At 69.1% G+C, this 21,548-nt stretch carries 24 protein-coding genes; 12 read left to right on the top strand and 12 right to left on the bottom strand.

Annotated elements, in window-relative coordinates:
• Positions 1-333 precede the first annotated feature (333 nt).
• Positions 334-987, bottom strand: coding sequence for a helix-turn-helix domain-containing protein (locus tag WDJ58_RS07820; protein ID WP_338917104.1), 654 nt, complete (start codon positions 985-987; stop codon positions 334-336).
• Between the two features lie 339 nt (positions 988-1,326).
• Between WDJ58_RS07820 and WDJ58_RS07815 the strand changes: the two genes are divergently transcribed.
• Complete coding sequence (locus WDJ58_RS07815) at positions 1,327-1,521, top strand: hypothetical protein (RefSeq protein WP_338917103.1); 195 nt, start codon at positions 1,327-1,329, stop codon at positions 1,519-1,521.
• 92 nt (positions 1,522-1,613) lie between these two features.
• Here WDJ58_RS07815 and WDJ58_RS07810 read toward each other — a convergent pair whose 3' ends face one another.
• Positions 1,614-2,489 carry a DUF7351 domain-containing protein gene (locus WDJ58_RS07810; protein ID WP_338917102.1) on the bottom strand — a complete coding sequence of 292 codons (876 nt, stop codon included), beginning with the start codon at positions 2,487-2,489 and terminating at the stop codon, positions 1,614-1,616.
• A 564-nt stretch (positions 2,490-3,053) separates the two neighbouring features.
• On the opposite strand from WDJ58_RS07810, the gene WDJ58_RS07805 reads away from it, so the two are divergent.
• Entirely contained in the window at positions 3,054-3,851 is a 798-nt protein-coding gene (locus WDJ58_RS07805; protein WP_338917101.1) for a cytochrome bc complex cytochrome b subunit, read from the top strand.
• Between the two features lie 203 nt (positions 3,852-4,054).
• Here WDJ58_RS07805 and WDJ58_RS07800 read toward each other — a convergent pair whose 3' ends face one another.
• Positions 4,055-5,227, bottom strand: a complete 1,173-nt coding sequence (locus WDJ58_RS07800) for a mandelate racemase/muconate lactonizing enzyme family protein (RefSeq protein WP_338917099.1) — start codon at positions 5,225-5,227, stop codon at positions 4,055-4,057.
• A 275-nt stretch (positions 5,228-5,502) separates the two neighbouring features.
• Between WDJ58_RS07800 and WDJ58_RS07795 the strand changes: the two genes are divergently transcribed.
• From WDJ58_RS07795 to WDJ58_RS07785, 3 genes are all read left to right on the top strand, one after another.
• A complete protein-coding gene (locus WDJ58_RS07795) occupies positions 5,503-5,958 on the top strand; it encodes a VOC family protein (protein ID WP_338917098.1) in 456 nt (151 codons plus the stop codon).
• A 379-nt stretch (positions 5,959-6,337) separates the two neighbouring features.
• Entirely contained in the window at positions 6,338-7,564 is a 1,227-nt protein-coding gene (locus WDJ58_RS07790) for an acyl-CoA dehydrogenase family protein (protein WP_338917097.1), read from the top strand.
• A gap of 345 nt (positions 7,565-7,909) precedes the next feature.
• Complete coding sequence (locus WDJ58_RS07785; RefSeq protein ID WP_338917096.1) at positions 7,910-9,295, top strand: MATE family efflux transporter; 1,386 nt, start codon at positions 7,910-7,912, stop codon at positions 9,293-9,295.
• 110 nt (positions 9,296-9,405) lie between these two features.
• Here the strand turns inward: WDJ58_RS07785 and WDJ58_RS07780 are convergent, their stop codons facing one another.
• A complete protein-coding gene (locus tag WDJ58_RS07780; protein ID WP_338917094.1) occupies positions 9,406-10,074 on the bottom strand; it encodes a DUF7344 domain-containing protein in 669 nt (222 codons plus the stop codon).
• Between the two features lie 303 nt (positions 10,075-10,377).
• Between WDJ58_RS07780 and WDJ58_RS07775 the strand changes: the two genes are divergently transcribed.
• The 6 genes from WDJ58_RS07775 (at position 10,378) to WDJ58_RS07750 (ending at position 15,459) form a co-directional block, all read left to right on the top strand.
• Positions 10,378-10,800, top strand: a complete 423-nt coding sequence (locus WDJ58_RS07775) for a DUF5791 family protein (RefSeq protein WP_338917093.1) — start codon at positions 10,378-10,380, stop codon at positions 10,798-10,800.
• A gap of 2 nt (positions 10,801-10,802) precedes the next feature.
• Positions 10,803-11,708, top strand: coding sequence for an SDR family oxidoreductase (locus WDJ58_RS07770; protein ID WP_338917092.1), 906 nt, complete (start codon positions 10,803-10,805; stop codon positions 11,706-11,708).
• Between the two features lie 75 nt (positions 11,709-11,783).
• Positions 11,784-12,962 carry a DHH family phosphoesterase gene (locus WDJ58_RS07765; RefSeq protein ID WP_338917091.1) on the top strand — a complete coding sequence of 393 codons (1,179 nt, stop codon included), beginning with the start codon at positions 11,784-11,786 and terminating at the stop codon, positions 12,960-12,962.
• Positions 12,963-13,092: 130 nt separating this feature from the next.
• A complete protein-coding gene (locus tag WDJ58_RS07760; protein ID WP_338917089.1) occupies positions 13,093-14,019 on the top strand; it encodes a sulfide-dependent adenosine diphosphate thiazole synthase in 927 nt (308 codons plus the stop codon).
• 16 nt (positions 14,020-14,035) lie between these two features.
• Positions 14,036-14,794, top strand: a complete 759-nt coding sequence (locus WDJ58_RS07755; RefSeq protein ID WP_338917088.1) for a DUF7001 family protein — start codon at positions 14,036-14,038, stop codon at positions 14,792-14,794.
• 221 nt (positions 14,795-15,015) lie between these two features.
• A complete protein-coding gene (locus tag WDJ58_RS07750; RefSeq protein ID WP_338917087.1) occupies positions 15,016-15,459 on the top strand; it encodes a universal stress protein in 444 nt (147 codons plus the stop codon).
• A gap of 55 nt (positions 15,460-15,514) precedes the next feature.
• Here WDJ58_RS07750 and WDJ58_RS07745 read toward each other — a convergent pair whose 3' ends face one another.
• The 7 genes from WDJ58_RS07745 to WDJ58_RS07715 form a co-directional block, all read right to left on the bottom strand.
• On the bottom strand, positions 15,515-17,023 hold the full coding sequence (locus WDJ58_RS07745) for a SagB/ThcOx family dehydrogenase (protein WP_338917086.1): 1,509 nt from the start codon (positions 17,021-17,023) through the stop codon (positions 15,515-15,517).
• A 246-nt stretch (positions 17,024-17,269) separates the two neighbouring features.
• Entirely contained in the window at positions 17,270-17,839 is a 570-nt protein-coding gene (locus WDJ58_RS07740) for a TATA-box-binding protein (RefSeq protein WP_338917085.1), read from the bottom strand.
• Positions 17,840-18,082: 243 nt separating this feature from the next.
• Positions 18,083-18,355 (bottom strand): KEOPS complex subunit Pcc1, encoded by a 273-nt coding sequence (locus WDJ58_RS07735; RefSeq protein WP_338917084.1) that lies wholly within the window; start codon positions 18,353-18,355, stop codon positions 18,083-18,085.
• 13 nt (positions 18,356-18,368) lie between these two features.
• Positions 18,369-18,503, bottom strand: a complete 135-nt coding sequence (locus WDJ58_RS07730; protein WP_338917083.1) for a DNA-directed RNA polymerase subunit P — start codon at positions 18,501-18,503, stop codon at positions 18,369-18,371.
• 1 nt (position 18,504) lies between these two features.
• Entirely contained in the window at positions 18,505-18,825 is a 321-nt protein-coding gene (locus WDJ58_RS07725) for a 50S ribosomal protein L37ae (protein ID WP_338917081.1), read from the bottom strand.
• Between the two features lie 56 nt (positions 18,826-18,881).
• The gene (locus tag WDJ58_RS07720; RefSeq protein ID WP_338917080.1) at positions 18,882-19,676 is read right to left on the bottom strand and encodes an SDR family NAD(P)-dependent oxidoreductase; all 795 of its coding nucleotides are present in this window, start codon (positions 19,674-19,676) and stop codon (positions 18,882-18,884) included.
• Between the two features lie 24 nt (positions 19,677-19,700).
• A complete protein-coding gene (locus WDJ58_RS07715; protein WP_338917079.1) occupies positions 19,701-20,240 on the bottom strand; it encodes an ester cyclase in 540 nt (179 codons plus the stop codon).
• A gap of 128 nt (positions 20,241-20,368) precedes the next feature.
• Between WDJ58_RS07715 and WDJ58_RS07710 the strand changes: the two genes are divergently transcribed.
• Positions 20,369-21,031: a VOC family protein gene (locus WDJ58_RS07710; RefSeq protein ID WP_338917078.1), complete on the top strand. Its 663-nt coding sequence runs from the start codon at positions 20,369-20,371 to the stop codon at positions 21,029-21,031.
• 46 nt (positions 21,032-21,077) lie between these two features.
• Here the strand turns inward: WDJ58_RS07710 and WDJ58_RS07705 are convergent, their stop codons facing one another.
• Positions 21,078-21,485 carry a hypothetical protein gene (locus tag WDJ58_RS07705; protein WP_338917077.1) on the bottom strand — a complete coding sequence of 136 codons (408 nt, stop codon included), beginning with the start codon at positions 21,483-21,485 and terminating at the stop codon, positions 21,078-21,080.
• Between the last annotated feature and the right edge of the window lie 63 nt (positions 21,486-21,548).

Genomic DNA, 21,548 nt, shown 5'->3' with positions numbered 1-21,548 from the left:
CACGGTCCCGCACCGCTGGGTTGGGAACGTACGTGTACGACCCGACGTGCCGATGGGAGTGCCACGCCCCCGTTACTCCTATCGGCCGGTGGGTTCCACTGGTTCTGCCCCGGTGACTCGGAGGTATCTCAGTTCTTTTGTGTCGGTGATACTGACCCACCCTCCGGACAACATACGTGTGCGGGGTGTCGGATTCACGCCCGCCGTACACGGCGGGATTCTCTCCTTGATGAAAGATAGCCGGTCGCCGAATCGTCGCGTTGGCTCCAGCCGGGATCCGACACCCCGTTCGGACGAACGGCGGATCGGATCCGTCTCCGGACTCCCGGCGAATCACTCCCCGAAGAGGGCGAGCATCGTCTTCGCCTCCGCTCGCTGGAGGTGCTCCGCGGCGGTCGAGCGCGCACACCCCATCTCCGCGGCGACCGTCTCGGCCGTCGCGTCGCGGGGCGTGTCGTAGTAGCCGACGGAGACGGCCGTCTCGACCGCCTCGCGCTGTCTGTCCGATAGCTCGCCGACGACGCTCTCGGGGCGGACCGACCGCCCCCCGACCCGTTCGACGTCGACCGGGGCCGTCTCGGGGACCTCCTCGACCGCGGTCTGGATGTCGGCCTCGGTGCCGACGAGCGTGAACGTGCTGCTCCCGTCGTCGTTCCACTCGACCGGCGGGATCGTCATCAGGCTCCCGCGATTGAAGTTCGCCCAGAGCGCCCGCGCGTCGGCCGTCCCCCTCCCTTCGAGGAAGCAGTGACACTCCTCGTCGGTGAGCGGGAGGATCTCGTAGTTCGAGATCACGGGGTCGGCAACGATGTCCGACTCCAGACGCCGGTAGTCCCCCCGGATCCACAGCAGGAACCCGACCGGCGGCGTCTCGTTGTTCCAGTTCACCGTCCGGACCTCCGAGACGTACGGGGCCTCCGTCAGCACTTCGTACAGGTCGGGGTTGTCGAGCTCCTGTGGGTGTATAGTTATTCGTACACGTTTCATCGGCGGCCGGTTCGGCACGGCGCCCGAAAAGCGTTCCCGGCTCCCCCCTGGTTATAAACTCCTCGTAGATATCCGGAGTCATCGGTTCCCGTTCCCGCATCGAATGGCCTTCGTGATGTGCGTCAGTGACCTGCCCTCTTCCTCCGGGTGCGTCGGGAGGAGAACGAACGTCGTCCCGGCATGTCCGCCCGATCACCGCCCTGGAGGCGCTCACGCGATCGGTCGGGTGAGTCACCGTGGAGCCCTCCGTTCCGAGCCGAGGCGGATCGCGGCGGGCCAGTTCGTCTCGTTCGACACCGTGACGGGCGAGATCGGGTCCCCCGGTCACGAGGTGGTCTCGTGACCTCGGACTGGCCGCTCGTCGTGGGCGGTGTCGGGCTCTCGCTCGTGCTCGTGCCGCTGCTCGTCTACCTGCGGCTGGTGATCCGCCCCGCCGTGCTGGCCGGCACCCCGTTCCTCTACGCCGGACTGCTCGCGACGCTCCCCGGGTTCCTCATGGGCGGGATCGGCATCTGGGTGGCCGCCCGGGGCTGAGGCCGGCGGTTGGCTCCGATCAACTCGGACGTCGCCGTCGTCGGCCGAACCCGCATGGGTGGTCGGTCTCCGCGGACTATCACGGGAGGCGGTCACGGATACTCGTAGTCGACGACGGTGACGGAGTCGTCGACCGTCAGTTCGAGCAGCCGCTCGTCGATCTCGAACCGGAGTTCGAGCCGGGGATCCTCGCCACCGGCCAGGTTCTCGTCCGGATCGAGTAGCGGCAGGACCTCCCACACGTACGTCCCCCGGTCGTGCAGGTCGATACCGGCACCGAACAGGAACGCCGTGACCACGGGGTGGTTCATCAGGACGCCCCCGACGTTGAGGTTCGTCCAGTCGCCGCACTGCTGGCAGTCGAAACGGACGTCGAGCGTGTCCCGATACGTGACCGACTCCTCGTCGGAGAGCGCGGTGAGCGACGCCTCGACACGCCCACGACAGTGGGTGCAGAACCCCGAACTGAGCGTGTGAGCGAGGATCAGGAGGTGATCACTGAACACGTCCGGGACCCGTTCCGGCTCGACGGTGGAGATCGAGATGGGTGAGATGGGGAGCTTCGCGAGCAGCTCCTCGCAGTCGGAGCAGGTGACGACGACGTGACCCTCCTCGTAGACCGCTTCGAGTCTCCCAGTGCAGAACATACACGTCCCCGCCGGGACCCGACCGATGTCGACCGTGTCGGCCGCCGTGAAACTACCGGAGACGGACACACCGATGGCCTCCCTGCCGGCGAACGTGAGGCGGTACCCCTCCTCTCCCTTCCGGACGAACTCCGGGCGGAGGACGTTCAGGTGGTAGTTGAACTTCCCGGAGTTCTCCATCCCGACCGCCGTCCTGAGGTCGGAGAACGCGATCGGATCGGGATACTGCTTCCAGAGCTCCAGCAGGACGTCGATACGGGACTGGTTGGCGACGAGTCCGAACACCTCCTCCAGTTTCCCGGGTGAGACCTGCGCGTCCATCACGTCTCTGCTCGCACCTGCGGTCGCCGGTACTCAAACTCCCCGATTCGGACCACCGACCCGCCCGCGAAGGGACCGTCTCGCGGACACCGCTCCCTTTCGGGCCGGTCGCCTCACCCCGTCGAATTTGAAACATAGTCAACACAAACTTTCTGCTGGAAACGCTTACATCACCATCGCGACTGCCCCCAGAACGTGTCGGACCGCCCTGGTCGACTCCCTCCCCCCTCCACCACCCGGGAACGCGGACTCGCGCCCCTTCCGAGCATCTGCGTTCCCCGTCTCACGTCCCGGCCGTCGGCACGAGGCCCCGCCACCGCTTGCGCCGAGCGGACGGACGTTCGCCGCCGATCCCGGGCAGCCCCCCGATACCGCCGGCCCGACCGGGAGGCGACACCAGGCGTTCGGCACAGGCGATGAGCCGTTCAATCGGTCGCGACGAGTCGGAACAGCCCCCGCTGACCGCGGCGAATCGAGCCGACGGTGGACTGACGGCAACCCGCGACGGGTCACCGTCCCGACCCACCGGGCAGTAGCGGACGAATCCCCGCACACGACAGACCAATGAGCGACGACACGGAGAGCGTAGACGAGACACTGACCGACGAGAACCCGTCCGACGAGGACGTTCGAGCCGACGGCACCGGTATCGTCCCGCCCGACGGAGCGGTGCCGACGTGGGAGGAGCGCAAGGAGCGCAAGCAGGGGCTCTCCCGGCTGACCTACGAGTACTTCGAGCGCGCCAGGCGCGAGGACCAGGACCTGCGGATGGAGTCGGACTACGTCGAGCGGGACGTGCTGGCGTTCCCGACGTGGCCCCACGAGATGGTCCGCAACCTCGCGCTCACGAGCTTCTTCACCGGGATGCTCGTCTTCCTGGCGGCGGCGCTCCCGCCGCATATCGGCGCGCCGGCCAACCCGCAGTCGACCCCTGGAATCATCCTGCCGGACTGGTATCTCTACTGGTCGTTCGGGCTGCTGAAGCTCGGGCCGCTCAACCCCAACCTCGCGCTGCTCGGCGGGTCGAAACTGATGGCCGACCGGACCTACGGCGTGGTGGCGAACCTCGTCGTCGTCGGGTTCATCGCCATCGTCCCGTTCCTGAACAAGGGCAGCGCCCGCCGGCCCGTCGAGCAGCCGTTCTGGGCGGCTGTCGGCGTCGGCGGTGTCGCCTTCGCGTTCACGATCGCCGCCTACTCGGCGAAGAATCTCGTCCCGCTGGATCCACGCCTCCTGTTCGATCTGACGTTCCTCGTGCCGCCCGTGGCCGCCGTCATCTCCTACGCGGTGCTGAAGTCGATGCGCGAGGGGTACATGTTCGAGCTCAACCGGCGGTACTACCGGCTCCGGCCGCCGAAGTAGCGGACGCCGAGTCCTCTTCCCCTCGCGGGAGTGCTGGACGGGTCGATTCGCTCCTCGTCTCGGGCCCGAGAAGGCAGGTTCGTCCCCGGTGCCGGAGACGGCCGAGCCGATCGCACGGAGCCCGCCCCGTTCCCGACCAGTTCGCCTCGGTCCGGAACGGGAAGGGACCGGGGTCTTCGCCGGGGCTCAGTGACGGCCCCGAGTCAGTCCTCGACGGGGTGTTCCGCGAGCGCGTCCTCGTCGGGCTCACAGCCCCAGCCGGCCCCTTCGGGGAGCTGTAGCTTGCCGTCCTCGTACTCCGGGGCGGTCGTGAACAGGTCGTCGTCCCAGGGGAGCCGGTCGATGTCCGTCTCCATGATCCGCAGGTTCGGGACCGCCGCCGCCCAGTGGGCGTTCATGAACGTACCCAGGTGGCCGTAGTAGTTGTGCGGGGCGACGTGGAGCTGGTGGGCGTCGACCATCGAGGCGATCCGCACCGTGTGCTGGACGCCGTTCCAGAGCGCGTCGATGATGACCACGTCGGTCGCCTGCTCGGACAGGTAGGGCACGAACGACTCGTGGGGGACGAGCGCCTCACAGGAGGCGATGGTGTGCGGGCTCTTCCGTCGGACGTCCGCCAGCGCCTCCGCGCTGGGCAGGTCCATCTCCGCCCAGAACAGGTCGAAGTCCTCGAGTTCCCTGAGCATCCGGATGTACCCCTCCGGTTTCAGGTTGTAGTTGAGGTCGAGGAGGATGTCGGTGTTCGGGCCCGCGCCCTCCCGTAGCGCTTCGAGGTACTCGCGCTGGGCAGCCAGCTGGTCGTCCTCGATGGTCAGCGAGGGCTGGTACGGCTCGCCGAACCCGGGCCGCCAGGGCGAGGGCTCCTCGCCGCGGAAGTCGAAGATGTTGGTCTTCAGCGCGCCGAACTGGCTGTCCCGTACCTCCTCGCCGAGGGCGACCACGTCGTCCAGGGTCTCGACCGAATCGTAGTAGTCCCCCCGGTCGCCGATGCGGTAGGTGCCACAGTGCGACCAGTAGACCGGTATCTCCTCGCGGACCGCGCCGCCGAGCAGGTCCACGCAGGGGACGCCCATCTCCCTGGCCTTCGCGTCGAGGAGGGCGTTCTCGATCGCGCCGACGGCCATCGCCCCGACGCCGGTGTAGGACTGGCGCACCCGGGGGACGAGCTTCGCCCGGACGCGCTCGACGGCCTCGACGGGCTCGCCGATCACCGTCTCGGCCATGTCCTCGACGACCGTGGTGATGCCCGTGGCACCCAGGTTCTCGTCGAACTCGCTCCAGCCGACGGTGCCGTCGTCCGTCTCGACGCGGACGAAGTGGTAGTTGCGCCATCCCGCATCGCAGTGCCGGGTTTCGAGGGATCGGATCGTACTCATCCTGCTTCCTGGGGACGATGTGCGGGGGGTCGTATAAATGGGGAGGTCGCCGGCGGTCGATCCGTCGGTCGGCACGAGTGCGGCCGCACCCGACGGTACGCGACGTCCCGTGGCGTCCGAGCCACCGCGGGTGGGTGAACAGCTTGGGAAAAATTAATACAATGATAGTTAGCGGTCGGTCACAGGGGAGGAGGGAGACGTGACGAACTCGTCGTGGGTACCGGGCAGTTCTCGGGCGGGAAACGCTGATATACGGACCCGTCGACGGGGCTTCGATGTACCAGATCGACCACGTGGCGATCGCCGTCGAGGACCTGGACGCGGCGGTCGGGGACTTCACCGGCCCCGCGGGGACCGAGCACGTCTTCACGAAGGACAGCCAGGAGTGGGGGTACCGGACGGCGTACATGCTAGCCGGCGAGGATATGTTCACGCTCATCCAACCGACCTCCCCGGGGAGCTTCATGGCCGACTACATCGAGCGCCGGGGACCGGGTATCCACCACATGGGTGTCAACGTCGAGGACCTGGGGTCGACCGTCGCGGCCGTCACGGCGGCGGGTGCCGAGGTCGTCATGGAGGATACGGTGCCCGGCGTCCGCGACGAGGCGACGATCCACCCCGGATCGTGGCACGGGGTCCAGCTCCAGTTCATCGAGTGGCACCCAGACGTGGGGCCGACAGCCCGCGACCACATCGAGGCGATGCGGGCGGCGAGCGGTACGGACTGATCGTCGTCGGCTCGTCCCACGCGTCGACCTGGACGTCAGCGGTGTCGTTCCCGGCCGCTCCCCTCGGGCGGCGTGTTATCTGCTCGCCGCCGCCGCAGATCACGTCCCCTTCGTCGTCGACTCCGGAGACGTCGTTGCGCCGCTCCACCGCCTTCGACCGTTCGGCGGCCGGGGCACGCCGGTGGGGTCGTGAACCGAGCCGTCGCGCCCGCCACACCGGATACGGGCGGCGTCGACTGCGTGCACGCCTGCGTATCCGGTCAGTCAGCGCTCGGCGGCTTCAGTGATCGGTCGCGGTGTCGGTCGCCGGAGCCCGGTGAGAGGCCGACTGCGGCGGGACGAGGGGTTATGTGTCTCCTGATATATACCGTGACACAGTATGTCAGAAGCGACAGGCGATACGTCGGGCGTCGCGTTCGGAACCGACGAGGAGACCCGACTCATCCTCCAGAGCCTCGACGAGTTCGTCGAGAGTGAGGTCGCGCCGATCGCCGACGAGCTGGGCGAGACGCTCACCAACCCGCGGCTCGGGCACGAACCGGACGGCCGACTGACCGAGGAGGTGATCGAGGCGATGCGGGAGGTCCGCCGCCGGAGCGCGGAGGCGGGCTTCTACGCGATGAACATGCCCGAGGAGGTCGGCGGTGACGACGTCTCGACGGTCACCTGGTACCGGGCGAACAGGCACCTCGCCGCGATGGGGACGCCGCTCACCGGGCAGGTGCTCGCGGGCCCCGAGGGACCGAAGCCGCTGCTCGCCCAGGCCGAGGGAGAGCAGGTCGAGCGCTACCTCGACCCCGTGATGCGGGCGGAGAAGTCGACGGGGTTCGGCCAGACCGAGCCCGGGGTCGGGTCGGACTCGCCGAACATGGACACGCGCGCCGAGAAGGAGGGCGACGAGTGGATCATCGACGGGACCAAACAGTGGATCACCAACGCCCCCTACGCCGACTTCCTGCAGGTGTTCGCCCGGACAACCCCACAGGAGGAGGCCGGCCGGTACGGGGGTATCACCTGCTTCATCGTCGAGCGCGACGAGTACGAACTCGGCTCGCTCAACAACGCCGTCGGTTCGGTGGGGCTCCAGGCCGAGGTGCTACTCGACGACGTGCGCGTCCCCGAGGACCGCGTCCTCGGCGAGGTCGACGGGGCGTTCTACGAGGCGATGGGCTTCCTCTCGCTCGGGCGCGTCGAGATCGGGGCGCAGGCGGTCGGCAGTTCCGAGTGGCTCCTCGACCGGGCGACCGAGTACGCCAACGACCGCGAGGCGTTCGGCCACTCGATAGGTGAGTTCCAGGGCGTCTCACACAAGATCGCGGAGGGCCGCGCGAAGACGTACGCCGCCGACGCCGCCGGACTCCGGTGCGCCTGGAAGATCGACCAGGGCGAGCGGGCGATCACCGACTCGTCGGTCCTCAAGTGGTTCGCCACCAACACGTTCTGGGAGGTCGCCGACGACGTCGTCCAGGTCCACGGCGGGATGGGGCTCGCCGAGGAGAACGAGTTCATGGACAAACTCCACCAGGCCCGCATCTTCCGGATCGTCGAGGGGACCGACGAGATTCAACTGAATACGATCGCAGGTCAGGAGGGCCTCGGGCGGTAGCGGGAGGGGACGGACGGAGCCCCCGGCTACGTCGGGTGCCGCTCGCTCCAGCCGCTACTCGGTTACCTGTGGGTTCTGCGGTCGTTCGTCGCGAAATCGGTTCTCCCGCGGCTCCCCGAAATCCTCCGGGTTCGCCCGCGTACTCGACACCGGACGCGTGGATGGTGTCCCGAGGCCCGGCGAATCGCACGAGTCGAGGGGCGACCGACGATCCGTTCCGCCGGGTGACCGGCGTCTCCGTGAACTACCCCACCCTACTCGTTCACCGCTGACGCGGTCCGTTCCTTGAGGAAGGGGACTTAGCACCGGTGTTCTGTTAAGCCCCCCTCTCGTCGACCGATCCGGATGCGTAGACTCCCGGCGCGGGTCCGCTCGATCTACGGCCGGATGATCGGCCTGGGGTGGCCCATCGCCGTCCAGCAGACGCTCAACACGCTGATGCGGACGGTCGACATCGTCGTCACCGGGCTGTTCTCGCCGGCCGCCGTCGCCGCCATCGGTCTCGCCGACCTGTACGCGCAGATTCCCCTCCGGGTGGGACTCGGCCTCGGCGCGGGTGCCATCGCCCTCTCCAGTCAGGACACGGGCCGGGGCGCGGACCTCGGGCGCGACCGCGCCATCACCCAGGCGCTCCTCATCGGCGCGCTCTGCGGGCTCCCGCTGGTCGTCGTCGGCCTCCTGTTCAGCCACGACCTGATCTCGATTCTGGGGGCCGAGCAGGCCGTCGTCGAACTGGGCGGGACGTACCTGCTCGTGGTGTTCGTCGCCGCACCGATGCGGATCGTCGGCCTCGTGGGGGCCCGCTCGCTCCAGGGGGCCGGCGACACGCGGACGCCGATGCTCGTCAACGGGGGCACGAACGCGCTGAACATCCTGCTGACGGTCTCCCTCGGTCTCGGCATCGGTGTCGCGCCTCGGCTAGGTATCCTCGGTGTCGGCCTGGCGACGGCGATCAGCCGCCTGCTGGAGGCGGTCGTCATCACCGGCGCGATGACGACCCGGTGGACCCCAGTCTCGCTCACACGGCCGCGCGACCCCACGGTCACCCGCCAGCTCGTCGCGGTGAGCACGCCGACGTTCGCCGAGGGGATGAGCACCTCGCTCGCGAACTTTCCATTTAATGCCCTCCTCCTGCTGTTCGGCACCGAGGCGGCGGCGGCCTACCACATCGGCCGGCGGATCTACCAGCAGCTCACGGGCCCGCTGTACCGTTCGCTCAGCACCGTCACGAGCATCATCGTCGGCCAGCGGCTCGGCCAGGGCGACCCCGAGGAGGCGCGCTACGCTGCGACGGCCATCCTCGGGTTCGGAGTCGTCCTGCTGGGTCTCGCCGGTGTCGTCCTGTTCGTGGGGAGCGAGGCGCTGGCGAACCTCTTCACCGACGACCGGACCACGGCGCGGTACGCGGTGCAGTTCACCCGCGTCTTCGGCGTCTCGATGGTGTTCTTCGGGGTGTTCTTCCCGCTCGCGGGCGCACTCCGGGGGGCGGGCGACACGCGAACGCCCTTCTACGCCCGGCTGCTGGGGGCGTTCGTGTTCATGCTCGGCCTCTCGTACCTCCTCGCGGTCCCCCTCGGCTACGGGCTGTTCGGCGTCTACGTGGGGGTCGTCCTCTCGTACGTCTGCTGGGCCGCGGTCGCCGCCGCGGGATTCCTCTGGGGGGACTGGGCCGGGACGGCCGCCTCGATGATGGCCGAACGAGCGGAGGCCGAGGAGGCCGCCGGGCGGTAGGACCGGTCGAGGGTGCTGCCGGGTACCGGGCGGTCACCGGTAGCCCCCTGCTACGGCCACAGCAGGAACGGAAACGAGTGTCAGCCTCCGAACGATCCGCTCCGCTATTCCTACTCGGAGTCGACCGGTTCGGACCCGTCCCACTCGGAGGCGAGCTTCGCCAGCGTCAGCAGGGTGAACGCCGTCAGGATGATGCCGGCGGTGACGAGGTTCGACAGCGCCCCGAGCACCGAGACGTCGAGCGCGGTCCCGAAGAGGAGGAGCGACCCCGCGGCCGCGACGCCCAGGTACCCCCGGTCCCAGTCGCTCCCGTCCGCCTCGGGTTCGCCCCCATCCGCCTCGTCCTCGCCCTCGTCGGACCAGTCCGGGTCGAGGAACGAGGCGACGCGGTCGAGCAGCGGCCGGGGCTCGATGACCCCCCGGGGTTTGTTGTAGTCGATGACGCCGGCCTCGGCGAGGGTGTCGAGGTGGGACTGGTACAGCGCGATGTAGACCCGCTGGCGCTCCTCGGAGGTGAGCCGCGCGACCGTCGTCCCGTGTTCCCACGCCGCGACCTGCTCGGCCACGTCGCGCATCCGTACCGGCCCCTCGCGCCCGCGCAGGTACCGCAGGACCGCCCGTCGACGCGAGTTCTGCAGCAGGTGGAACAGCTCGTCCCGGGACAGCGACTCCTCTTCCTCCTCCGTCTCGGTCGTGGCGTCGGTGGTCCGCAGGTCGGGGCCCGACGCCGGGCGCGCAGTCTCCTCCTCGGGGGGCTGCGCGGTCGTCGTGGAGTTCATCGTCGATCCGTACGTTCCAGGGATGTAGAATAAACGCCCCAGACGGTTTCGACTGTTGCTCGACTGTTGCGGACTGTTTCGTCAGTCTCGGACCCGTTGTGCCCCGTTTTCGGATCCACGGGAGGCCACCGCGGGAGCGAGTGAAACGGCGATCGGAGCCGGTTCGAGGCCGCTCCATGTCACCTGTTAACGCAGATTTTATCTGTATCTGATACTTCCGGGTCGAGATCTCCGACTACGCGTTTCCCGCGTTCGCGGGCGCGAGACCGTACGAACTTAACCGCCGGTCGCGTACTCCCGGGCATGTTCCACGACGCCGTCGACGACCCCGGGGACCACTCCGCGGACGAACTGTACGGCCGTTACGAGGCGCTGCTGGTCGAGACCGTCGAGGAGGTCGGCCCGTCCGAGGCGAGCGAGCGCTCGGGCGTGGACCGCGAGACCGTCGACGCGCTTCTCGCGGGTGAGGGGCCCGAACTCACCCTCGAGGAGGCGGCCGCGCTGCTCGCGCTCGGCGTCGAGGAGGACGGGGACACCGTCGCCGCGCTCGACCGCGACGCGCTCCTGATTGGGATGACGAACGCGGTCGTCGACGTCGAGGCGCTGGCCCGCGGGGTCGAGAGCGACCTGGAGGCGCGCGAACTCCAGGCGAAGGTCGAGGGGCGGTTCCCGATGACGCTCCGGGAGTTCGCCGACGTCCACCGGTACCTCCAGACGCGCCAGTAGCGATGCGCGTCGCCATACTCGGCTGTGGGTACGTCGGGCTGGAACTGGGACGACGGCTCCGCGACGATCACGAGGTGGTCGGCGTCCGGCGGTCCGGAGCCGGGTGTGCCGCCATCGAGGACGCGGGGTTCGAGGCCGTCCGCGCGGACGTGACCGATCCGGACGACCTCTCGCGGATCCCCGACGCCGACTGGGTGGTGTTCGCCGCCTCCTCGGGTGGTCGGGGTGCGGCGGCCGCCCGCGAGGTGTACGTCGACGGCCAGCGGGCGGTCCTGCGGGAGTTCGCCGGACGCGGGGCGGTGCCGGACCGGTACGTCTACACCTCCAGTACCGGTGTCTACGGGGACCACGGCGGGGGCTGGGTGGACGAGGAGACGCCCCTGGAGCCGACGACGGAGAAGACGGAGGTGCTGGTCGAGGCCGAACGGATCGCCCGCGAGGAGTTCCACGAACGCGGCATCGAGGGGCAGGTCGCCCGGTTTGCCGGGCTCTACGGTCCCGATCGCTACCGGCTGGAGCGGTACCTGGAGGGACCGGTCACGGCGGGCTACCTGAACATGATCCACCGGGACGACGCCGCCGGAGTCGTCGAGTTCCTGCTCGAGGAGGGGATCGACGCGGAGGTGGTACTGGCGGTCGACGACGAGCCGGCCGACAAGCACGCGTTCGCGGACTGGCTGGCCGACGAGTGCGGCGTCGAGCGTCCCCCGAAGCGAACCAAGCAGGAGCGTCTCGACGCGGGGGACCTCTCTCGGGCGGCCGAGCGGCGGATACTGACGAGCAAGCGGTGTTCGAACGACCGGCTCCGCTCGCTCGGCTACGAGTTCGCGTACCCGACGTTTCGGGAGGGGTACGGGGCCGCCATCGAGGCGTATACGGCCACGAATGGTGGTGATGAGGCCCGCTGAGGCCGTTTCGGTGACGAATACGAGCGCTGGAGGCAGGGGAAAGTACTTTTAATTCCGATCCAAATCCCGCCGCACATGTCCCTCGATTTCGGGGTCGCTCAGCCCGTGGTCCGGCAGGCCGGTGACCTCGTCGAGGCGGCACAGTCGAGCCCCGAACGGGCCGTTATCGCGGTCGTGGCGGTCGTGGCCGTCCTGGCCGTCGGGTACCTCGCGGTGCGGTTCCTCCGACGGACGCCGGCCGATCGGCTGGTCCGCGCGCTCGGTCGCGTCGATCGGGTGGTCGTCCTCACGCACCCGAACCCGGACCCGGACGCGATGGCGAGCGCACTCGCCGTCAGCCGCATCGCCGACTACGCCGGCACCGAGGCGGTCGTCCGGTACCCCGGGGAGATCCGCCACGAGGAGAACCGCGCGATGAAGACCGTTCTCGGGGTGGAGATGCAGCATCTTCCGGCGGACGAGGGGCTGGCCGGCGATCGCGTCGTCCTCGTCGACCACAACGAGCCCCGCGGGTTCGCCGGCGCGGGCGGGCTCTCGCCGTACGCCGTCGTCGACCACCACCCCGGCCAGGGGGAGGGGAGAGCGTTCACCGACGTCCGCCCGGAGTACGGGGCCTGTGCGGCCATCGTCACCGAGTACCTCCGGGATATCGGGTGGCGGACCGACAGCAGCGGGGGTCGGCACGTCCCCGAGGACCTCGCCACGGGCCTGCTCTACGGCATCCAGTCCGACACGACGAACTTCTCGCGGGGCTGTACGGACGCGGACTTCGCCGCTGCCGCGTTCCTCTTCCCGGCGGCGAACCCCGAGGCGCTCGACCGGATCGCCAACCCGCCGGTCGACGCCGGCACGCTCGACGTGAAGGCCCGGGCGGCGACGAACCGGCGGAAGGACGGGCCGTTCGTCTGCTCGTTCGTCGGGCCGGTCTCGAACGTGGACGCGCTCGGACAGGCCGCCGACGAGCTCCTGCGGCTCGAAGGGGTGACCGCCGTCGTCGTCGGCGGGGAGTCGGACGGGACGCTCCACCTCTCGGGCCGGTCGCGCGACGACCGCATCCACATGGGCGAGTGCCTCCGTCGCGTCGTCGCCGACATCCCGATGGCCGACGCCGGCGGACACGCCCGGATGGGCGGCGGCCAGCTCTCGGTCGACCACCTCGGCGGCATCGGGCCCGGTGACGGCGTCTCGCTCGACGAACTCCGCGAGCGCGTCTTCGACTCGATGGCCGGCCGGGAGCGGGTCGCCTCCGACTGAACCCCTGGAGTCGACCTCACCGTCGTCTTCGCCCTCCTCGGCGTCGCATCGCCCCCCATTGCGCACACGGCTCCCGACAGCGGCGCGTCCCAAGGACTTATCCGAGCACCCGGTGTTACTACTAGGTGGTATGAACCAGCCCGAACAGTTCAGCGACGTCGGCGAGGCGGAAGTGACCCGCGCGATCGGCCAGGAGTGGACCGAGGAGTTCATGGACTTCTCGGACAGCGACGTGATCGTCGTCGGGGGCGGCCCGTCGGGGCTGATGGCCGCCAAGGAGCTCGCCGAACGGGGCGTGAAGACGATGGTCGTCGAGAAGAACAACTATCTCGGCGGTGGGTTCTGGCTCGGCGGGTTCCTGATGAACAAGGTGACGGTGCGAGGGCCCGCCGAGGGCGTCCTCGACGAGCTCCGCGTCGACTACAAGCCGGCACAGGACTCCGAGGGGCTGTACGTCGCCAACGGCCCGGAGGCCTGCTCCGGGCTGATCAAGGCGGCGTGTGACGCCGGCGCGAAGATGCAGAACATGACCGAGTTCACCGACATCGTGATCCGGGAGGACCACCGCGTCGGCGGCATCGTGATGAACTGGACGCCGGTCCACGCCCTGCCCCGGGAGATCACCTGTGTCGACCCGATCGCCGTCGAGGGGGACCTGGTGATCGACGCGACCGGCCACGAGGCCGTCGCGGTCTCGAAGCTGGACGAGCGGGGGGTGCTCGACGCGCCCGGCATCCAGCACGCACGGGAGCACAACACGGGGATGGACGCGACGGGCGACGAGGAGTACGGCGCGCCGGGCCACGACTCGCCGGGCCACGACTCGATGTGGGTCGGCGAGAGCGAGGACGCCGTCGTCGAGCACACCGGGCTGGCCCACGACGGGCTCGTGGTGACCGGGATGGCCGTCGCCACGACGTACGGGCTCCCCCGGATGGGGCCGACGTTCGGCGCGATGCTCGTCTCGGGCAAGCGCGCCGCCCAGACCGCGATCGACGAACTCGGCGTGGACGCCGAGCCCGTCGAGATGACCTCCCGCGCGGCCGGAGCCGACTGATCCACCGGAACGCCGGATGGTCGACCACGTCCGCCTGTACCGCGCGCCCACGACGGTCGCGGACGCGACCGAGATCGCGGCGTGGCTCCGTCCCCGTGTCGACGCGACGGTCGAGGTGTGCGACCGCTTCCTCGACCGGTACCGGGACGGGGAGCTCGCCCGTGAGCTCGCCGAGACGCGGGTCGTCTCGCCGTACGAGCGCGAGACGGGCAACACGATGCTCGGCATCGTTCGCTACGAGGAGCAGGCGCTCGATCACCCCGAGCGAGCCGGGGGCGTCATCTACGACGGGTTCGCGGTCCAGGAGCTGCTCGAACGGCGGCTCCCCGACGAGGAGCGCTCGCTCGACCGCCTCCACGTCCCGCTGCTCGACCGCGTCCTCGGCACGTGGGGCGCGGACGGCCGCTGGCACAAGCGCGTGAACGTCCTCGGTCCGCTCGCGCCCGTCTCCGTCCCCGGGCTCTACGAGGCCCCCGCAAAGCCGGAGACGTACTACCGTGAGAAGGGGAAACACACGCTCGTCTCGGGGGACACGCCGCCCCGCGAGGTGCTCGAAAACGAGGTCGAGGGGGCGTTCCTGGTCGAGGACGACCCACGGACGACCGAGGCCCTCGAGGGGTACGTCCTGCAGGCGATCCACTACCTCGAGACGGGCGAGGCGTTCTGTGAGGCGGAACGTTGTCGGCTGTTCGACGCCCACCGACAGGAGGCGCTGATCGAGGCGCAGCTGCGAGAGCCCGAGTTCTGCTCGACCCACGCCGACCGGTACGGCTGACGGCCCGGCTCGCCCCCGGCCCCGGTCGGGCGTTCGGATCCGTCGTTCGGGCGAGAGGCCACGACGAACGGTCGGTCCGTGTCACGACTCGCGAGGGCCGGGTCCGCGAGCGTTCCTGGTCGTAGATCCGAGTGGACACCCCGCCGAGCCGCCGAAGACGCGGGCGACTCTCCGGAGTACGACAACAATAATTATGTACTATGAGTGGCCAGTGTTAGCATATGTATCGAGTACTGCTACCACTCGACACCAGCGAGTCCAGGACCGCGGCGCAGGTAGACGCCGTCGCGTCGTTGCCCGGTGCGGAGGGTGGGGTCGAGGCGACGCTGTTGCACGTCTTCGACGACAGGGAGACGGCCGAATCGACCTCGATCGGCCAGCTCCCGACCGGGAGTATGGCCCAGGACAGCCTGCGGACCAGCGGTATCCGCGTCGAGACCGCGACCCGGTTCGGCGACCCGGCGGAGCAGATCCTGCGGGCGGCCGACGAGATCGACGCCGACATGATCGTCCTCGGCGGCCGGAAGCGCTCGCCGCTCGGGTCGCTCCTGTTCGGCAGCGTCAGTCAGGCCGTCACGCTCGACGCGACGCGTCCCGTCGTCATCACGGGCGGCTCCGAGGAGGTGGAGGCGAGCGAAGGAGCCGGGGCTGCGACTGCCGAGTAGCGAGCGGGACCGGCCAGCGACTCCGAGAACGAATGAAGGAGAGACGACTGTCGGCCTACCGGTCGGCCTTCCCGAGCGCGAACATCGTCATCGGGGTCCGATCGGCGGCCCACGGCGAGAGGTGCTCCGTCACGAGGTCGTCGTAGAAGGTGAACCCGCGGCCGCCGAGGCCGAGGTGGGCGTAGGTGGCGAGGTAGAGCCGTCCGAGGGCGATACCCCCCTCTAACTGTGCGAGCCGGTAGCCGCGGTTCCCGAGCCGCTCGACGACGCGCTCGACGTCGGCGAGCAGGTAGACGTTCGCCGCTGCGTCCCCGACGACCGGCTGGTCGAGCGCGAGGTGACCGGCCGCTTCACGATCGGTCTCGCCCACTCGCTCCAGGACGTTCGCTCCGGGGTGGTACTGGTAGGCCCCGCGCTCGATCCCCTCGACCGCGTGGACCAGGCAGTAGCAGTCGAGGAGCGAGTCGTCCGCGAGATCTGTCGGCGTCCCTCGAAGCGCCCGATCGAGTATCGTGGCGAACTTCCGGGCGCTCACCGGCTCGTGGCTGTACTCGCGGAGCGACCCTCGGCGCTCGATTGTCGCGCCGACCGGCCGGGCCGACGCGGTCGCGGCGTCCACGGGGTCGAGCTCGATTCGCTCTCCGTCTCCCGGTGGATGGGTGCCGAACTCCCCGCTCCCGCGCTCTCGCCACTCGTTCGCCGACTCCCCGTCGGGGAGCGTGCTCTGCCGCCATGCGTCGGGGACGAGCGGGTAGTCGACCGGATCCTCCGAGAGCGGCGCTTCCGCCGGGTCGATGGGCTCGACCGTCGGCGTCCCCGGAACCGGATCGCCGTCGCCGACCGGGACGAGTTCCAGGGGGGCCTCCTCGTCGGGGTCGACGCCGAGCAGTTCCGCGACGGGTTCGTCCGCGAACCCGGTGACGACGGACGCGCGCTGGCCCGCTCCGTGGGCGACCGCCAGCAGGTTCGCCAGCACGGTACCGGAGTCCCAGAACGCGTGCCGGTAGGTCCGATCGCGGTACTTCCAGGCGTTGCGCCACCACTCGGAGGTGGCGACGAACGTCACCGGCGCGTCCGCCACCGCGTCGTGTCCGCCCGCCGCCCCGGCGAGAACGCCCCGATAGTCGCCCTCGCGGAGGACGTCGAACCGGTCGTGATGGGGGTCGAAGTGGTAGACGCCCGGGTCGAACGCACCGCAGTCACCCGCGACGGCGTAGAGGTCGATGTGGTAGAGTTTGCCGGTGCAGGACGCCGCGCGGAAGCGCATCGTCCGCCCGCCCCGGTCGAGCTCCTTCGTCACGCCCGTCGCGTAGTGACAGAGCGTGTGTATGTCAGGGTCGCCCGCGTCGTCCGGCCCGCACGTCGGTTCCGCCCGGGGCTGGGCGAGCGCCGACAGCATCGGTTCGTCGGGCGGGTCCGGGGACCCGGGCGGGGAGAACCGCGGCAGGTCCTCGTAGATCTTGTACGGCCGCGGCTGGTTCGACCGGTCGAGCCGGAACGCGCCCTCACGGACGCTTTGCGGGGAGTGTTTCGTCCGCTCGTGGTACTCGCGGGCGTCGACCATACACCGACCTGTGCGGCCACGGTGAAAACGGTTCGAGGTCGCTCAAATGACCTTGTCGGAGTTCTCAATCCGTGATACGCTTCAGAGGTCGTGCTGTATACAGCGCGCGAATCGGTCAGAGGAGGTGGGGCAGCCTCACGCCACTCGAATCGTTCGACACGGAACCCGAACCGGGAGGATGTTCGACGCCCCGGCCGGAGGCCAACTGCCCCGAGCGGACACCGGGATAGACGATCGGCCCTACGGTTACATCGGGGTAGGGGCCATGCCAACCTCGGTGAGCCGCTCAATGATCACTGCCACCGCACGTTTCGCGTCGCTCGGTGTTTTCCCTCCTGTAATCACGAGTTTGCCACTGCCGAAGAGCAGCGCGACGACCTTGGGATCGTCGATGCGGTAGACGAGGCCGGGGAACTGTTCGGGTTCGTACTCAATGTTCTCGAGACCGAACCCGATGGCGATGGCATTGAGGTTGAGGCTGTCGCCGATATCCGCAGAGGCAACGATGTTCTGGACGATGACTTCGGGGTCGTCATCGACGTCGACGCCGAGGTCACGGAGATCGTCGAAGACACGCTGGCAGGCCGTGTGGACGTCGTCAATCGATTTCGCGCCTGTACACACGATCTTGCCGGAGCGGAAGATGAGTGTCGCTGCTTTGGGATCCTGGAGACGGTAGACGACGCCCGGGAAATTCTCAGGATTGTAATCGGCCCCCTGGAGGTCCATTGCGAGCTGTTCGAGGTTGAGCTCGGTCCCGATCCCGGTAGAGGCGACGACGTTCTCGATATGGACGGTCTCGGTGGGGTCTACCATTACGTCAGTAGCTACTGCGACGAAGACCCACTTAAACATGGGCACGGAGTGAGCCAGGAAGTGTGGGAGTGGAGGGCTCTCGCGGGAGATCTACCAAGATCTGACGTGCTGGCCGATGGGGGCGCCTGCCGATTGTACTGACGCGGTCAGCTCCCCGTGGGCAGCAGTGGCTATTGTACTGAATCCACCCTCTGTATCCAGCACGCCGTTTCTATCATATACCGGGGGTTTCAGCGCCCCGGTTTAAACGCTATCGCCGACGCGCGCGGCCCGCTCGGCCACCTCGACCAGCGTCGCCCAGGTGTTCACACCCGCTCGCAGCGCGACCAGATCGTCGGCCGCGATCTCGACGACGACCGATCGGTCCCGGGCCTCGACGGTCGCCCGGGTGCGGTCGCCCTCGATCTCGTCGAGCTCCTGGGCGACGCTGCGGGCGAGCAGTCGTGCCCGTTCCGGGGTACTGTAGTCGAAGACGAGTTCGGCCGCGTGTGGCGCGTCGGCCACGCTCCCGGTCACCGGCGGTCGGTCGCTACTCGACCCGTATCTCCTTGACGTCGGGCGAGCGCTCCTTCAGCAGGACGCGGTGGCCGCAGTACGGACACCGGACGCCGCCGTAGGAGTCGAGTTCGACGTCGCGCTTGCACCGCGAACACTTGTAGCTCATCTCACTCGCTCGCGTCGTCGGCCGCGACGCCCTCGTCCTCGGCGTCGGCGGTCACGTCGGCCGCGCTCTCGCCCTCCGAGAGGGCGGCGCGGATCGACCGGCGGACGGTCCGACCGGCGGGGGTGATCGGGCGGTACGCCCCGCCGGTGAACGTCTCGCCGGTCTCCTCGTTCACCCAGACGCCGGTGCCGAGGCGCTTGACGTCGTCGCCGTCGACCTTCGAGTTCCGCATGTCGTCCTCGATCTCCTTGACGCGGCGGCGGGAGACGCGCCCGTATCGGGCGCCGAATCGACCCGCGCTGCCGACCTTGCTCTTGGCCATAGTAGCCGTAGGTGGGTCCGACGGGGGAATAAACCCTGCGAGTCGCGCTCGCGGATTCAGCGGTTGACCCGCGCGGCCAGTTTCCGCGCCACCGACGAGGGCAGTAGCTTCGCCGCCACCCGGACTACCCTGTTCGCCGTGCCGGGGACGACGACTGCCTTCCCGTCCGCGAGCCCCTCGTAGCCGACCCGCGCGACCGTCTCGGCGTCGAGCCACCGGATCAGTCCGCTGTCCCGTCGCCCGATGGGTACGTCCGTCATCTCGGCCCGCTCCTGGAACTCCGTCGCCACCGGCCCGGAGCAGAGCGCGGTGACGGTCACGCCGTCCCCGCGAAGCTCCTCGTAGAGCCCCTGTGAGAACCACAGCTCGTAGGCCTTCGAGGCGTAGTAGGTCGACATGTACGGCCCTGGCTGGAACGCGGCGGTGGAGGTGACGTTGAGCACGCCGCCGCGCCCCCGCTCGACCATGTCGCGGGCGAACAGCTTCGTGAGGTGCGTCGGGGCGGCGACGTTCAGTTCCACGAGCGCGAGGTCACGGTCGAGGTCGATCTCGGTGAACTTTCCCTGCGTGCCGACGCCGGCGTTGTTGACGAGGTAGTCGACCTCGATCCCCCGCTCTCCGACGTCCGCGTAGAGCGCGTCGCGGGCCTCCCGTTCCGAGAGGTCGGCCGGCGCGACGTGGGCCGTGACGCCGTGTGCGGCCTCGATCTCGTCGCTCGCCTCCCGGAGTCGACCCTCGCGGCGCGCGACCAGCACCACGTCGTGTCCCTCGCTCCCGAACTGTTCGGCCAGCGCCCGTCCGATGCCCGCGGACGCGCCCGTCACGAGCGCCGTCCCGGTGTCGAGTCCCATGCACTCCAGTGGCACGAACCAGTGTTAACTGGTACCGTGGCGGATCCGACGCCGACGGAGCGACCTGCCGAGCTGTCTCGCCGCCGCCCAGGCGAGCCGCGGGAGGTAGGGAACGACCGCCGGGGACGTGAACCCGAACCCGTCGAGGATGTCCAGCAGCGGGGGGTAGACCCGGTGTTCGACCACCCGGCCGTCGGCGACCCGGATCACTCCCATGTAGCGGAACTCACAGCGCCGGCCGGTCGGCGGGATCCAGCAGAAGTCGGCCTCGTGGGTCAGGCCGATCCGGCCGGTGTACATCGCCGCGTCGCCCTCGCAGAACATATCGAGGATCTCGACGTGGAAGTCGGGAAACCCCGCGACGACCCCGCGGACGAACGGTTCGAGGCCGTCGCGGCCGTGGACCTCACCCCTCGGTCCCGGGAGATCACCGGCGATGGCCCAGGGGTCGTACATGACGAACGACTCCGCGACCACCTCGGGGATCTTCTCGTACGCCCGGTCGTTCCAGACGGTCAGGTACTCCCGCACGACCCGCTCGGTGTCCGTCGTGACCTGTGACACGGTGACTCACGCCGGAAGAGAGGCTCCCGGGCGGATATATCGGTTTGCCCGATTCGGGCACGCGACCGACACCCGGACGCCGTGGCGACCGAGGTCAGGTTAATCCCCACTGACGACGACGAGTGTCCATGACTCACGGTACCGTCCCGCGTGTAGGCGTCCCGCTCCCGGAGATCTCCCACGTCGCGTTCGTCGTCGATGACCTCGAGGACGCCATGCGTCGGTTCGGCCGCCTCCTCGGGATCGAGCCCTGGCTACTCTACCGGTACGAGCCCCCACGGCTCGCGCACACGACCGTCCGCGGCGAGCCGACCGACTACTCGATGCGGGTCGCGCTCTCGGACGTCGGGGGGCCGGTCGACCTGCTGTCGAAGGTCCTCCCGTCGGGGGTACTGAGACGGCTCGTCGACTGGGTGACGGCGCTCCGCGACCGGCTCGGGCTCGGCGCGTCGAGTACCGATCACCGGAGCCCGCTCGCCTCGCTCCCGAACCCCGGCCTCCCGGGGGTGAACGTCGAACTGATCGAGCCCCTCGAAGGGGAGAGCACCTACACCGAACACCTCGATTCGGGCGGGTCGGGAATCCACCACGTCGGCTGTTTCGCCTACGACGACCCCCGTGCCGTGGTCGAGACGTACGAGGCCGCCGGGATCCCGGTGATCCAGAGCGGCCGGTTCGAGGGGCTGGAGTTCTGGTACCTCGATATGACCGAGGAGCTCGACGGCCTGATGCTCGAGGTCGCGGCGAACCTCTGGGCCGTCCCGGGACCCGACGGGGTCTTCCCGGCGTAGCGGTGGGGTCGAGAGCGGTGCGGGATCGAGTGGGGAGCGGTTCGGCTCAGACGCCGGCCGCCCGGCTCCCTCGCCAGGGCTTGTGTCTCCAGAGGCCGCTCGCGCCGAGCGCGATCACGACGGCGGCACAGGCCTGCGCCAGGAGGACGACGACCCACCGGAAGAGCGTCATGTTCGCGTCGTCGACGAGATGCCAGACCTCCGCGACGCCGAAGAACAGCCCGAACAGCGCGGCGAGCCCGTAGCCCCAGGGCCGCTCCTCGAGGCTCCACCACAGCCCCCAGAGCCCGAAGAAGGTGAAGATCCCCATGCTGATGGCGGCGATCGTCGGCTCGTTGATAGGCGTGAACGGGGCCCAGTTCCCGGCCAGCTCGTCGGCGATGTGCATGAACTCGAACACCACCGTGGCGACGAGCGCGTGGGGCGTGTAGCGCACCCAGCCGGTTTCGGGCATAACGTGACAGAAAAGATATTGGAGGGGATAAAGCTACCGCCGACAGCTCCGCGCCGGGGACGC

The sequence above is a fragment of the Salinirubellus litoreus genome (genome assembly GCF_037335815.1).
Lineage (GTDB): Archaea > Halobacteriota > Halobacteria > Halobacteriales > Haloarculaceae > Salinirubellus > Salinirubellus litoreus.
The sequence above is the reverse complement of the archived record's forward strand: the minus strand, read 5'-3'. Positions and strand labels throughout refer to the sequence as shown.